Source organism: Streptomyces sp. NPDC033270 (assembly GCF_055576575.1).
In genome coordinates this window covers 516,567-530,290 of sequence record NZ_JBVIRA010000001.1, presented here as the reverse complement: position 1 = coordinate 530,290, position 13,724 = coordinate 516,567, and the positions used below count along the sequence as shown (strand labels likewise).

Sequence of the window (13,724 nt, the reverse complement as noted above, 5' to 3'; positions counted from 1 at the left end):
CTCAGTCTCAGAAGAACGTTCTGTCCCAGTCGCCTGTGGCCAGCGCGTGGATCGCATTCTCAAAGCCATTCGCAATCCGCTGATATCCGGCGTCTCCGAAGAACAGGACGTCGCCGTTCTCTGCCAGCAGCACTGCCTCCTCGGTCACGAATGCAGTACCGACCAGCAAGACAGGCTGACCAAGTTTTTTACTGAAGATGCGAACGTGTCGGGGAGTTGCGTGTGTGCTTCTCAGAGTTCTTTCAACAGATGTCGTGAGTTCCATCTCTGAATTCTGGAACTTCAGGACCATAGTGAGCTCACCATACCTCTCCAGAAATTCTCGGAGCTGGTCGGTGACCTCATAGCCGTCTTCGGTGTACCGCTGGCAGGCTTCTTCCACGTCCAGAGGATTGACCTGGAGGGTGGCGGACTCCGGAAGGGCGTTCCTCAGTTCCTGTAGCGCCCGCCGCTCTGGGGTGTCATTCATCCCGTCAGGACCTCTCCTCCGAATCCGGGAACCCATGTCCTGCAGTTTTCGCACATCTTGAATTTGTCTCCCCTCCTGTTGACGGTCACCAGATCAATGTTCTTGGGGTCTGCGCCGTCCTTGATCGCATTGGTGAACATCCGAGGCTCAGCACACACCCCGGGCGGGCGATTATCTATTTCCTTGCGTTGAGATTCCTCAGGCAGCGCGTCGAGCACAGCTTGTTCGTGGCCCGTTTCCGGGCCGCTGTCACCGTAATAGATTTTACCCGTGGTCCGATCCTTGCCCACGGCGTAGGCCCCAGGAGGGGTTTCATCCTCGCCGAGACCGTCAGCGACGTGCTGGACTCGTTCCTTGCCCAAGCCCATCAACTCCTTCTTGAGCGGATTGCCCTGGTTCTTCGGCATGAGGCCGAGCGGGTCGCACCACGTGTGAGGGTTGTGGACGTAAGCATCAGGATTGGGGGCGGGACTGAGGCCGAGCGGGTCCGGACTGACATAGCGGGCTGTCTCGGGGTCGTAGTAGCGGTTGAGGTTGTAGTGGAAGCCCGTCTCGGAGTCGAAGTACTGGCCGGGGAAGCGCAGCGGCGTGTTCGTCGTGCTGTCTGCTGCCCAGGCCGTGTTGCCCCAGAGGGTGGGGACAGTGCGCCAGGCGATGGTGTCGGTGGCCGTGTCGACGAGTTCGGTTGGGGCGCCGACAAGGTCGGTGACTATCGCGAAGAATCGCCGGTCGATCTGGTCTTGCGGGGCGTCGGCCGTTGCCGGCGTCGTAATGGTCTCGGTCTGCGCCAGGGGGTGCAGGCCCCGATGGTCCCAGCTCATGCTGTAGGGCCCGGGCAAGGTGGGCGCGTACGTCGTCTGTTCGGCAAGGTTCGAGCCGTCCCACGTGAAGTAGGTCCGCTCTTCTGCAGTGCTCCCGTCCGAAGCCAGACGCTCCTTGGAGATGCGTCGGCCGAACGGGTCATAGATGTATCGCCAGTGTGCGCCGTCAGGGGTGGTGACGTGGGTGAGGCGGTCTTCGGCGTCCCAGGTGTAGCGCCAGGTGGCGGGCTTCTTCGACAGACGGGTGACCTGGCGCAGAGTGGTGCGCCCGGCGGCGTCGTATTCGTAGCGGATCCGGCCGGCGGTGATGAGCTGCGTGCCGTCGTACGTCCGGGTACCGACTGCCGCCTTGCCGGCGCCGGCCGCGGGCCAGTTCGCCTCAGTCAGATTTCCAGCGGGATCGTAGGCGTACCGCTCGGTCCACGTGGTGGCCTGGACGGCTGTGACGCGTCCGGCGGTGTCGATGTCGAAGGTGCGGGGCCCGTTGAGCTGGTCTTCGACGCCGGTGAGGATGCCATCGGCGCGATAGGTGTAGTCACGGCGTTGCAGCACCGAATGCTCGGACCGCAGGATCTGGCCGGTGAGGCGGTGCTCACTGTCCCAGGAACTGGTCAACGCGAGATGGTCGCCGAGGGTGCGCTCGACCTCGTGGCCGGCTGCATCGTAGGCGAACTCAAGTCGGCCGGAGCTGGTGGTCAAGGAGGTGCGGCGGTCGGCCTGGTCGTAGGTCCAGGAGCTGGTATGGCCGCCGGGGGTGGTCCGCCCGATGCGTCGGCCGATGTGGTCGCGGGTGTGGGTGAGGGTGCGGCCATTGACGGTTTCGGTGATCAGGTTGCCGACACCGTCGACGGTGCGGAGCACAGCGACGTCGGGGCTGGTTGCTTGGAGCAGGTGTCCAGCGAGGTCGTAGGTGTAGCTGGTGACGGCTCCGTTAGCGTCCTTCTCCACCAGCTGGCCCAGTACGTCGTAGCGGTACTGGATCTGCTGCCCCAGAGGGTTGGTGCGCGAGACGAGCTGGCCGGCGGCATCCAGTTGGTAGCCGACCCTGCGGCCGTTGAAGTCGGTCTCCGACATCAACTGTCCAGCGGCGTCGTAGGTGTATTCCCAGGTTTGGCCGAGAGGGTTGGTGACGGCCACGAGCTGCATGTGGGCGTCGTAGGTAAAGGTGAGACGGGTCCCATCAGGGTTGGTGCGGGCGGCGAGCGTCTCGAACGGCGTGTACTCGAAGGTGGTGACCCCGCCCTGCCGGTCGGTGTGCGCGAGAACGTTGCCCTCGGCGTCGTACGTCCAGGTCTCGGCGTTTCCGTCGGGAGCCGTGTACGAGGTCAGGCTTCCCTCGGTGCTCCAGGTCAGCCGGGTCACGCCGCCCAACTGGTCGATGATGGTGGTGACGCGGCCGAAGGCGTCGCGCTCGTAGCGGCTGGTGGCTCCGACGCGGTCGGTGACCTCAATGGGCAGTCCGGCCGGGTTGCAGAGGACGTGGGTGGAGTTGCCGAGAGCGTCGGTGACGGAAGCCAGATGTCCGGACTCGTCATAGCCGTAGCGCGTGGTGGTGCCGGCGGGGTCGGTGAGCGAGCTGCGTCGACCGGCCTCGTCAAAGGTTTGCCGCCAGGTCAGACCGCCCGGTCTGGTGATCAGCGTCGGAAGATTCGAATCGCCGAAGTAGGCAGCGGTGGATCGTTCGCCGTCCGGACGAGCGACGGCGACGAGGCTGCCTGTGTCGTCGTACTCGAAGCGGGTCGTGCGACCGAGGGGGTCGGTCTGGGACAGCAGGGAGTCGTATTCGTCCCGTTCGAAGAATGTGGTGTTTCCGAGAGGGTCCGTCTCGGCGACGACCTGGGCGTGCTCATTGATCTGGTAGCGGGTGGTGTGGCCGAGCGCGTTGGTCTCGGAGTGGACCTTGATGCCGGTGACCGGGTCGGGGTCGCCGTAGTCGAAGTGGAACCTGAGTGAACCGTCCGCGCCGCCCTCTTCCACGACCCGGTCGAACCCGTCGTAGGTGTAGAGGTAGCGGGTGCCGTTTCGGTCGGTCCAGGACAGGATCCGGCCCTGAGCATCGTTGGCGAAGAGCATGGGACGGCCGGAGGAGTTGTAGACCTCCGTCAAGTGGCCATCGCTGTAGCCGTAGCGCGTCAGGAGGACGTCCTGGCCCTCTTCGCTCGCGCCGGCCAGATGCAGAGCGGTGATCCGTCCGGCGTCCGTGGTGGCCAGGAGGCGGTAGCCACCGGAGTGGGTCATGCTCAGCGGCGTGCCGTGGGCGTCGTAGCTGAAATCGACGCGGTGGCCTGCCCGGTCCCGTATCCCCGTGAGCAGGGCCATCGCGCCATCAGGCTGACGGGTGAACTCCCGGACCAGACCCGTGGTGACATCCGTCAGGGCGTAGTGGCCCGTCAGGCCGTCGACGTCGAGATCTAGTCGTGCACCGGCCGATGCCTGGACGGGCTCACCAGCGGTCGGATGCGGATATGCCTGCGCTGTTCGGTCGGCGCTGAGGTAGACCACGCCCTCATCGTCGATCTCCAGCCGCTCGTCGAAGGTGCACACCCAGTGGGGGCCCATCCAGCGCCCTGCCTGGTAGCCGGACTCGAAGGAGCGCCTGAACAGCATTGGCAGCGCGCCAGGCAGCGACAGGTCCATCTGGTCGATGAACATGCGCCCTGTCGCCATATCGACCGGCTCACCGCCCTGACAGACCGAGTCCTGCGGCCGGCCGGCCTCCCGAGGGTTCTCCACCTGCTTACGACCACGGCCACCAGCACCAGACGCATCGCCACGGCCGGAATGCGTGCCTTTCGAGTTCGCCGACGCTCCTCCGCCGCTACCGCCAGACCCTGAGCTGCCGTTGGGGCCCTTGGGGTCTTTCTTGCTGTCTTTGCCTAGGCCCTTGAAGTGGTCGGAGAGCGCGCGATCGTTGTCGTGATGGTTCTTGGCCATCTGCTTGACACCGCGGGTCATGTTGTCGTCGAGGTGCTTGGCGGTCTTCTTCACGCCGTCCTCGATGCCGTCGATGACCTTGTCCAGCATCGCGTTCGCCGCGTCCGCGATGGCATCCTTGCCCCGGGTGCGCCCGTGGTGGCTCCTGGCCCTGCCGATCTTGCCGCCCGCCTTGTTGCGGAACGTGCCGCCCGCACTTTGTAGCCCCGTCACCACCCGGTCGTGCTCGTCCGGGTCGAAGCTGAAGCCGCCGGCGGCGCCCGCGCCGCCCCCTGCTCCGCCACTCCCCCTGCTGCCTGTGCGACTGCCACCGGCACTGAGAAGTTCCATTGGGTTGTCGGCGGCTGACTTGGCGGAGTCCTTGGCGTCCTGGACGCCCTGGTTGAAGCCGTCCTTGCCGGCCTTGGCCGTCCGGCCGAGGTCGATGCCGTCCTGGACGCCGAGGGCATTGGCGCCGAGTTGCACAACCAGGTCGCCGACCATCGCCCCCAAAGCTTCCTCAACGGGGGTCAGGGCGATGCTGATGACCTGTTCAGCGACCTGCTGACAGACCTCCTTGAACAGCCGCTTGACGATCACGCGAGTAGCCTGGGTCGCAGCCAGCGCGCCGACCTCGGACAGCCCGAGGGTGAAGGGGGCTGCCGCCTGCGCGGCGATCACCTCCGCCGCGAGGATGCCAAGTTGCACAAGCGCACCGATCTTGGCGCCCTCAATGAGCACCGCGACACCGTCCAGGGCGGTGGCCGCCATACGGCCGCACTCACCCAGGCTCTTCAGATGCGAACCGTTGATCTTGCTCCAGTGGGCGTTGAGCGCCTCCACCGCCAACGAACCGCCCGCGGAGCCCACCAAGCCCTGGATGGCCTCATGCGCCTCGTTCGCGCCCTCGTCGATGTCATCGGCGAACTCCCGCATGGCCGTGGCCATATCGCGGTAATCGTCCTCATCCACATTCGGCCACGACACACCGATGAGATCGAGAATCTCATCCGCCCACCCCGGCAGCACAACACCCACGCGAAACACGCCCCCCGTTGATCACTTCAGTCGATCAGAGCCTCTCACCTGGGGAAACGGTTCCTCAAGTTCACAATGAGCCGAAACAAGACGTGCTGGGTGCCAAGAAGTCAGAGGCGAGCGGCGTCGACGGCGGCCGCGCCCGCGCGGCGCTGGGCACGCCGGTCGGCCTGCCGTTCCTCGCAGCGCGGGCAGTACCCCGCCGGAGTCGAGCAGCGCGCCGTCGTCGCACCGCACATCTTCGCGCTGCGGGCCCGGCAACCGTCGACCTCCTGGCACCGACGGCCGACCGGAACTGTCCCCAATACAACCAGCCCCACCACTCCCGTCACCTGGCCCGTGAGTGGGCGCGGCCAGCTGCCCGCACCGGTGCCGGACGCAGACCCAGCGAGCGCAACCTGTCACGACGGCCGCCGAACGCCCGGCCCGGTAGCCGTCGGTCATGCGGACGCGGCGTGCCCTACGCCCCGCCCCGGTAGGCCTCACATCCAGCAGATGCGACGCCTCGGGTCCGTTCGGCGCTTTCCCGGGGACAGGCCATGAAGGCGCTCATGGCCGGCGTGGAGGCGCGCCACATCTGCTGCCCGGACACCGAACTCAGCCTCTCGCCTTGTACCGGCCTCGGCGGTGTAGCCAAGGCCGGCCGAGCCAGGCAGCACCGCATATACGCGCGCCCGGACGCCCGGCTCTCCGGGCACACGCCGCTCGCGGAAGACGCCGGAAGTCATCCACAGCGCATCCATGTCCGCCATCGCCGCCTGGGCGGCCACCTCATCAGCGGCGGTGATGTCGAGCACCAACAGGCCGGGCCCACCAAGGTGATGCTCGTCGCTTCGATCGTCCATGCCTCAACCCACGACGCAGCAGCCGTCCGCAGTTCGCCGTCGCCCACAGCACCAACCCCGCGGGTGACTGAGGCACTTGTTCCTAGACGAGTTCTAGGGTTGGCCACGGAGTGGCCAACCGCCACCACGGCTGGATCCTCGTCACGCCAGCAGCGACGACGGCCAGCGGTGACGCTCAAGCTCGCGGACGATACCCGGAGTCGGTGACGGTGAACGGCCGAATCAAGCCGCCAGCCACGTGACACGTCCCGGCGCCTATGGACCGCCCCCAGGGCGCGTCCTGCCCCCAAGTGGTCAGCATGATCACCCGCCAGCCCGTCTCGCCGCAGATGATCCGGGCCGCCTCGATCCCGATCCGGTACCCCGCGGCACCGCAGTCGGCGGGCACCGGCCGTGGCTCGCCCTCCGCGGTGGTGGAGTGCTCCAGGCCAACCCCGCGACCTGGCGGGCGAGCGCGGGCAGGTCGTGGATCGTCGGCAGCGGGGCGCGCGGGTCGTCCGCGTCCTTGAGGACGGCCAGCATCCGGCGCAGCTGCTCCAGGGCGTCGCGGCCGGTGCCGGCCATCGCTCGGAACGCGGCCGAGGCGCGGGCCGGGTCCGTGTCCAGCACGACCGAACCCGGCCTCGGCCTGGACGACGATCAGGCTGATCGAATGGGCCAGCACGTCGTGCATGTCCCGGGCGATCCGGGCGCGTTCGCGTTGGGCGGCGTACTCCTCGTCCATCCGGCGTTCGCGTTCGAGGCGGGCGGCGCGTTCGACCAGCACGGCCGCCTGGGCACGGGTGCCGGCGGAGGCCCGGCCGAGCGCGTACGCGGCGACGTACAGGACGACGCCGTGCGCGCGGTGGCCGGCGAGCCGACCGTGGCGAAGCCGACCGCGCAGATCGCCAGGAACACCGCTATCCGGACCTGGAGTGGGGAGACGGACGCCACCCTGTGCACCGCGATGAGGACTCCGTACCAGAGCGGCTGCGAAGCGAGGGGGGCGGCGAGGTCGTAGAGCCGGAGAACGCGGCGCAGACCAGCAGGACCGAAGCCGGCGCGTGCTGCCGCACCGCCAGGGGAAGCGATGCCCCGACCGCTGCGACGTACCCCCACCAGTGCCAGGGGCGTCCGCTGTCGCTGTGCACGAACAGCAGGGGCGCCGCCTGGGCGACGGCGGTGACCACCGCGAGCGTGACGTCCGGCCACGGCGAACCCTCGAGGCGGCGGAGCGGGAGGGAGGGGGCAGCACAGGCACGGGAATGGATTCTTCCAATAGGTGTTCGGCAGTTCCTCAGCTGTGCGCGGTGGCAGGAGCGGTGCCGCGACGGGGGACAGTGCGAAACCGGCGAGCAGCAAGAGGCCAAAGCCGACCGCGTGTCCAGTCCGAGAAGGGAGACCAGCACGGCGAGCACGACTGCCACCGCCCGCCACACGGGAACGGTCCGGGCCGCCGCGAGGTGACAGAACATCACGAGCGGGCCGAGGAAGAGCGCTCCCGCACCGCACGCTCCCGGAACGCGCGCTGTCGGCAGGCACCGGAGCAGTACCGGGACGGACGGCCGCCCAGGGGCGTGCCGCTTCGCGACCGGCCGCCACGTGCAGGCAGCTCGGTCCCGCACGCCTCACATGTCCGCGTCGTCGTCACATGCCGCATCTGCCCGCGCGGCAACTCCCGCACCGCCAGGCGGCCGAGTGCCATGGCCCCACCGGCGGTCTCCGACATCTCGCAGTACCGTCGGCCGAAGAGGTACGCATCGCCCGGCCGTCGGGCCGAACCCCGCGGTACGCGCGGTACGCGCGGTACACCGTCGATCAAGCCTCCACAGCCCCCCTCCCCCGCAGCGGTTCAGCGTTCCCTTCTGCGGAAGCTGCCAAGAGCGAGTGGAGTGGGAGGGCCGCCGGTCATGACCCGGTGTGTGACAGGTGCGCGGGTGGCTCAGCCGCCCCGCGATGCTTGATGTTGACGGCCGAAGCCTTGGCCAGTACCAGGGGGTTCAAGAAGCGCAGCGGACCGATCAGGCGGGACGCAAACAGATACATGTGCCGCGCCACCGACTCATCGCGCGCTGCCGCCGCATACATCAGCCGCTCCAAGGGGTTGAACGGGCGGGCCTTGGCGTAATCGGCGGCCAGGTACTGGTGGCCGCTCAGCCGGCGCCGGTGTCGGCGTGCGTACACCGCGAGCGACCTGTCGAGGTCGCCCCGCCCGGCTGCGGCCGGGGCGACCGCCTCTGCCAACCATTGCGCGGACTGCAGGGCCCACCCGCATCCGACTCCCCACAGGGGATCGCCGGTCAGGGCGGCGTCGCCGATCAACGCGACGCCCGGGGCGGTCGGCTTGCGGCTGTGAAGCGGGTAGTTGACCGTTCCGGTGATCTTCGTGATGCGCTCGGCGGAGTCGAGGGGCGGTGCCTCGGGCAGGGCGCGGACGAACTCGAGGAAGCTGCCCTCCAGGTCTTCCCGGAAGGCCGGCAGCCGCTTCTTGTCCGGGAGCACCGCGAGGACCGTCACCCCGTCGTCGTTGGGAAACGCGTACGCCATGTCGGGCTCGAGGAACCAGACATGGGCGATCCCGCTGTACAGCGGAAGGTTGCGGAAGTGCGCGAGATACCCGAACCGCGCGTTCTCGTACAGCCGGGCAGGCACCCCGGCGAACTTCGCCACGGCCGAGTCCTTGCCATCGGCGCCGACCACCAGGCGGGCCCGTATCTCGCGCTCGCCCAGCGGTGTCGACGCGCGCACCCCCACGGTTCGCCCGGCTTCCCGGACCAGCCCGGTCACCTGGTGACCGAGGAGCAGGTCGACGCCGGGAGTCTCGGCCGCATGGGACCTGATCAACGGGTCGAGGGTGCTGCGCCGAATGTTGTACCCGTACGGCAGCTCGGGGCCCGCCGGCGCTGCCCTGGGCTCGATCCACCCCCAGCGGGTGTACCAGCGGGCATGGTTGCGTACGGCTCCCGCCTTCTCGAGAGCGGGGACGAGACCGAGCTCGTCCAGCACCGGGTAGGCGCTGGCCGTGAGGGAGTGGGTGCACAGCACTTTGTACGCCGCGGGGTCCGAGCGGCGTTCCAGCAGTGCGACGCGGACACCGCGTCGAGCGAGCAAGATCGCCGCTGTGCTGCCGGCGAGACTGGCTCCGCTGATGACGACGTCGTAGTCGTCTCCCGCGCTCTCAGGCCTGGTCATGCGCTGATCGCCCCCTTCGGAGTGTGGTGCCGTTCGGAGTGTGGTGCCGTTCGGAGTGTGGTGCCGTTCGTGGGAGTGGGGCAGCGCCACTCCTGTCGGGCGCATGATCATGCGTCAAGAGTTGCGAATCGAGTCCCACACGCCGCAGATCCTGCCGCCATGGAGGCGCTGGAGCCAGAGCACGCACGCTTCCTGTCCCAACTGGTCAGTAGACATGGCGACTCGCGCGGTACTCTGCCCGCCGACGCGGGAGGGAGGGAGCCGATGACGCACGCGACGACGCCGGACGGAACCCGCATCGCCTACCAGCTCCAAGGCCAGGGCGCACCGCTGGTCCTGCTGGCCGGCCAGGCCAACAACCACCACTGGTGGGACGCGGTCCGAGCCGACTTCCACCCCGCCCGCAGCACCCTCACCCTCGACTACCGCGGCACCGGCGACAGCGACAAGCCCGACCGCCCCTACAGCACCGAGCTGTTCGCCGACGACACCATCGCGGTCCTCGACGCACTCCGCATCGAGCGGGCCGACGTCTACGGCACCTCCATGGGCGGACGCGTGGCCCAGCAGCTCGCGGCCCGCCATCCGCACCGGGTGCGCGCCCTGGTACTCGGCTGCACCTCACCCGGCAGCCCGCACGGCGTCGAACGCGGCAACGACGTATGCCAGGCGCTGGCCCAACCTGACCCCGCAGTCGTGCGACAGACCCTGCTGGAGCTGATGTACACCCCCCGCTGGCTCGCCTCCCATCCCGGCCCGCACCACACCCTCGGCGATCCCGGCATGCCCGCCCACGCCCGACGCCGCCACCTCGCGGCCAGCAACCGGCACAATGCCTGGGATCTGCTGCCGGACATCAGCGCACCCACACTGGTCGTGCACGGAAGCGACGACCTGCTCAACCCCACCGCCAACGCGATGCTGCTCACCGACCGCATCCCCGGCGCCCGGCCGCACCTGATCCCCGATGCCCGGCACGCCTACTTCGAGGAGTTCCGCAGCACCGCCGGCCCGCTCGTCCTGGACTTCCTCACCACCGTCGCGGACAAGCGGTAAGTAAGCAGACCCGCAGTCGGAAACGCGCGCAGCTGGAGGTGCGTTCCCCAGGCGGCGTAGACCTTCCGCCAGGCATCCGCGCCGGTCTGCCGATCGTCGTCCTCCGGGCGGTCCGCGCAGGGCGCGCACCGGTGTCAGTCGTCGTCGCTACGGTGCCTGTCATGAGCGACATCTCCTTCTGGACGTGCCCGCCCGAGACGGCCGTCCGCAGTGCGAACTCCGACGAATACCTCATCACCCTCCTGGACCCGCCGCGGCCCGGGAGCACCGCCGAGTTGCCGCCGCACGACCATGTGCGGGCACGCGCGTTCGCCGAGGCCTTCCCTACGGTCGACGCGGTGCTGGAAGAACTTCCTCCCCTGCCCGCGTCCGAGGTTCTGCATGCGGAGACGCTCTCGGACCTGGATCTGATCACGATTGGCTGCTGGGGCCCCGTGACCCGCATATCCGATCCGGCCCTTGCCACGTACGACGCCGGCCTGACTCCGGTTCTGGAGCAGGTCACGGCCCTCCACGCGCGCCACCCCAGTGCCCTGATCGTGGGCTCCGCCGCGCCCGACTTCGGGGAGACGCACACGGAGGACGTGATCTGTCTTCCCGATGGTCTGACGCTCTCCGCTTCCGGGTTCCCCGCATACGAAGACCCGTGGTACGTCGACGGGGACCCCCGAACCGTCCTGAACGCTCTTGGCATCGACCTGGCCGATCTGACCGATGAGGACCGCGAATACCTCTACTTGGACGAGGAACCCCACCTCACCAACTGGGGGATGCTGGGCGGGCTGGTCCTTGAACACTGTGGCCGCAGATGGCCAGCAGGGCTTGAGATGTCTGTCTTCCGCGTCCGCCACACCGAGGACTACACCTCGATGATGGAGGAGATGTGGAGGTGGACGCGCTAGTGGAGGTGGACGCGCTAGTGGACGCGCCAGGTGGCAACGTGACGTACTGACGCGTCACGCCCCCGCACTGGCGTAACCGTTGATCACCGTGGGTAGTTGACGTGGCATGCACGACGTACGCACAGTAAGGGCGCCCTCCATGCTGCGGCTCGCGACCGCCTCGCTCGCCGGGACGGCCATCGAGTTCTACGACTTCTTCGTCTACGGGACCGCTGCGGCGCTGGTCCTGGGGCCGCTGTTCTTCCCCACGTTCTCATCGGTCGCCGGCACGCTGGCCGCCTTCGCAACCTTCGGCGTGGGCTTCGTCGCCCGGCCACTCGGCTCGGTGCTGTTCGGACACATCGGCGACCGGCACGGCAGACGTCCGGTTCTCCTCGCGTCACTGCTCCTCACCGGCGCCTCCACGGTCGCGGTCGGCTGCGTGCCGACGTACGACACGATCGGGGTGAGCGCTCCCGTGCTGCTGCTCGTCCTGCGGTTTCTGCAGGGGCTCGGGCTCGGCGGGGAGTGGGGCGGGGCCGTGCTGCTGACCGCGGAGCACGCGCCCGCCGAACGGCGCGCGCTGTGGACGAGCGTTCCGCAGGTCGGGCCGTCACTGGGGTTCGTGCTCGCCAACGGCGTGATGCTGACGCTGTCGGCGACGCTGTCCGACGCGCAGTTCGCGTCCTGGGGGTGGCGGGTGCCCTTCTGGGCGGCCGGGCTGCTGGCCGTGGCGGGACTGTGGCTGCGGTCGTCGCTCGCCGAAAGCCCGCGTTTTCGCGAGATCCAGGACCATGTGCGCGTGCCGCTCGTCAAAGTCGTGCGCGAGCACTGGCGGCTCGTTCTGCTGACCGCCGGCGCGCTCGCGGTGGGTTACGCGACCTTCTACGCCGTGACGACCTGGTCCCTCGCCTACGCGACGGAACGACTGGGTGTGAGCCGTACCGCCATGCTGACCTGCATCATGGCCGCGGTGGTGGTGAAGGGCTCGTTGACACCACTGGCGGCGCTGCTGGGCGACCGCTTCGGCCGGCGGCCCCTGTGCCTGGTGGGATGCGCGGCCTCCGCCCTGTGGATGTTCCCGATGGTCGCGCTGCTCGCCACGGGCGCGCCGCTGTTGATGTTCCTCGGCTTCCTGGGGGCGATGCTGGCGTTCATCACGATGTTCGCCGTGATCGCCGCGTATCTGCCGGAGCTGTACGAGCCGCGGGTGCGCTGCACGGGGGCCGCGGTCGGCTACAACCTCGGCGGAGTCCTCGGCGGGGCGCTGACGCCGATCGTGGCGACGGCGCTCGCCGAGCGGGGCGGCCCGGTGCCCTGGGGCGTGGCCGCGTATCTGACGGGGATCGCTCTGCTCAGTCTGGGCTGCTTCGCGCTGCTGCCGGAGACGCGCCCGGTACGCGTCATGGCGCCGGAGCCCGCGGCGGGGTGACCGATCAGGCGTGTTCCCTCGCGCGGGACCCGTCGGACAGGACGTGGCCACAGCCTGCGGTCCGGGGACATCTTCGGAGAGACCCAGTGACCAGTTGGGGCCGGTTCCACGGGTAGCTGCCTCACGGGGCGGCCTTCGGGTAGACGAGGTACACCGATGGACCCAGACCTGCCCTCAAGGAGGCTCCCTATGGCCGTCGCCAAATACAGCACCCTGGTACTGGACGCTGCTGAACCTGAGGAGCTCGCCGAGTTCTACGCCCGTTTCCTCGGCGGTACCTCGCGCATCGGCAGCCACCCGGACTACATCGAAATCGTCGAGGCCGCGGGCGTCCACATCGTCGTTCGACGGGACCACGGCGCCGCGCCGCCGAGCTGGCCTCGACCGGAGACCTCACAGCAGGCACACCTCCACTTCCTGGTCCCCGAGGACACCATGGACCAGGCGGAGCGCGAGGCGATCGAACTCGGTGCACGTCCCCTGCAGACGCGGGACAACGGCGGCCCGTTCGATATCCGGCGCTACGCGGACCCCGCCGGACACCCCTTCGTGCTGGCTGCCCGTGAGGGACACGGAATCACGTGAGCGAGCTGACGATGTCGAGATGCCTTGGGATTTCCCCGCTCGCGCATACGCCCGACGTTCGCGGGCACCCGCCTTTTCATCGACACAACAACGGCCAACAGCCGTTCGACGGAACCAACTTCGGCAGATGACCTACGAGGCACGACGGGCGGGATCATGACGACCGAGGAAAGCACCGTGGAAAGGGTGGAAGCGGACGCGGCGGGTGCGGAAAGGCTCGCACCGACCGAAACGGAAGCGGCGAGCGGCGAGCCGGACCGGATCGCCGCCCCCGCGGCAATGCGCCTCGCCGCGGCGCAGCTTGCCGACATGCTCAACTGCCCACCCGGCTCGGTGTCCGCGCTCAAGGCCGCCGGTGACGGCTGGCTGGCGGACGTGGAAGTGAGGGAACTCGAAAGGGTGCCGGACACCGCGAGCGTGATGGCGTCCTACCGCGTCCGCCTCGACGAGCAGGGCTATCTCCTGGAATACGAGCGCACACGCCGCTATGGGCGAGGTCAGATCGACCGTTAG

Annotated in this window: 11 protein-coding genes; 6 read left to right on the top strand and 5 right to left on the bottom strand. The window is 68.4% G+C overall.

The genetic code is table 11. The annotated features are described in order from the left end of the window. Window positions 1-7: 7 nt before the first annotated feature. The 4 genes from ACZ5XZ_RS02465 to ACZ5XZ_RS02450 form a co-directional block, all read right to left on the bottom strand. A complete protein-coding gene (locus ACZ5XZ_RS02465) occupies window positions 8-469 on the bottom strand; it encodes an SUKH-3 domain-containing protein (RefSeq protein WP_468973773.1) in 462 nt (153 codons plus the stop codon). Continuing rightward, on the bottom strand, window positions 466-5,241 hold the full coding sequence (locus ACZ5XZ_RS02460; protein ID WP_468973772.1) for an RHS repeat-associated core domain-containing protein: 4,776 nt from the start codon (window positions 5,239-5,241) through the stop codon (window positions 466-468). Before ACZ5XZ_RS02460 ends, ACZ5XZ_RS02465 begins: the two co-directional genes overlap by 4 nt. A 482-nt stretch (window positions 5,242-5,723) precedes the next feature. Next, a complete protein-coding gene (locus ACZ5XZ_RS02455) occupies window positions 5,724-6,086 on the bottom strand; it encodes a DUF6207 family protein (protein ID WP_468973770.1) in 363 nt (120 codons plus the stop codon). 175 nt (window positions 6,087-6,261) lie between these two features. Further along, complete coding sequence (locus ACZ5XZ_RS02450) at window positions 6,262-6,759, bottom strand: hypothetical protein (protein WP_468973768.1); 498 nt, start codon at window positions 6,757-6,759, stop codon at window positions 6,262-6,264. On the opposite strand from ACZ5XZ_RS02450, the gene ACZ5XZ_RS02445 reads away from it, so the two are divergent. Continuing rightward, entirely contained in the window at window positions 6,685-7,086 is a 402-nt protein-coding gene (locus tag ACZ5XZ_RS02445) for a hypothetical protein (protein WP_468974185.1), read from the top strand. The two genes, ACZ5XZ_RS02450 and ACZ5XZ_RS02445, sit on opposite strands and share 75 nt — an antisense overlap. 887 nt (window positions 7,087-7,973) lie before the next feature. On the opposite strand, the gene ACZ5XZ_RS02440 is transcribed toward ACZ5XZ_RS02445, so the two are convergent. Continuing rightward, a complete protein-coding gene (locus ACZ5XZ_RS02440) occupies window positions 7,974-9,257 on the bottom strand; it encodes an NAD(P)/FAD-dependent oxidoreductase (RefSeq protein WP_468973766.1) in 1,284 nt (427 codons plus the stop codon). A gap of 264 nt (window positions 9,258-9,521) precedes the next feature. On the opposite strand from ACZ5XZ_RS02440, the gene ACZ5XZ_RS02435 reads away from it, so the two are divergent. From ACZ5XZ_RS02435 to ACZ5XZ_RS02415, 5 genes are all read left to right on the top strand, one after another. After that, on the top strand, window positions 9,522-10,313 hold the full coding sequence (locus ACZ5XZ_RS02435; RefSeq protein ID WP_468973764.1) for an alpha/beta fold hydrolase: 792 nt from the start codon (window positions 9,522-9,524) through the stop codon (window positions 10,311-10,313). A gap of 161 nt (window positions 10,314-10,474) precedes the next feature. After that, the gene (locus ACZ5XZ_RS02430) at window positions 10,475-11,215 is read left to right on the top strand and encodes a DUF6333 family protein (RefSeq protein ID WP_468973762.1); all 741 of its coding nucleotides are present in this window, start codon (window positions 10,475-10,477) and stop codon (window positions 11,213-11,215) included. Between the two features lie 139 nt (window positions 11,216-11,354). Continuing rightward, a complete protein-coding gene (locus tag ACZ5XZ_RS02425) occupies window positions 11,355-12,626 on the top strand; it encodes an MFS transporter (RefSeq protein ID WP_468973760.1) in 1,272 nt (423 codons plus the stop codon). A 189-nt stretch (window positions 12,627-12,815) separates the two neighbouring features. Next, window positions 12,816-13,211 carry a VOC family protein gene (locus ACZ5XZ_RS02420; RefSeq protein ID WP_468973758.1) on the top strand — a complete coding sequence of 132 codons (396 nt, stop codon included), beginning with the start codon at window positions 12,816-12,818 and terminating at the stop codon, window positions 13,209-13,211. Window positions 13,212-13,364: 153 nt separating this feature from the next. Continuing rightward, entirely contained in the window at window positions 13,365-13,724 is a 360-nt protein-coding gene (locus ACZ5XZ_RS02415) for a gas vesicle protein GvpO (RefSeq protein ID WP_468974161.1), read from the top strand.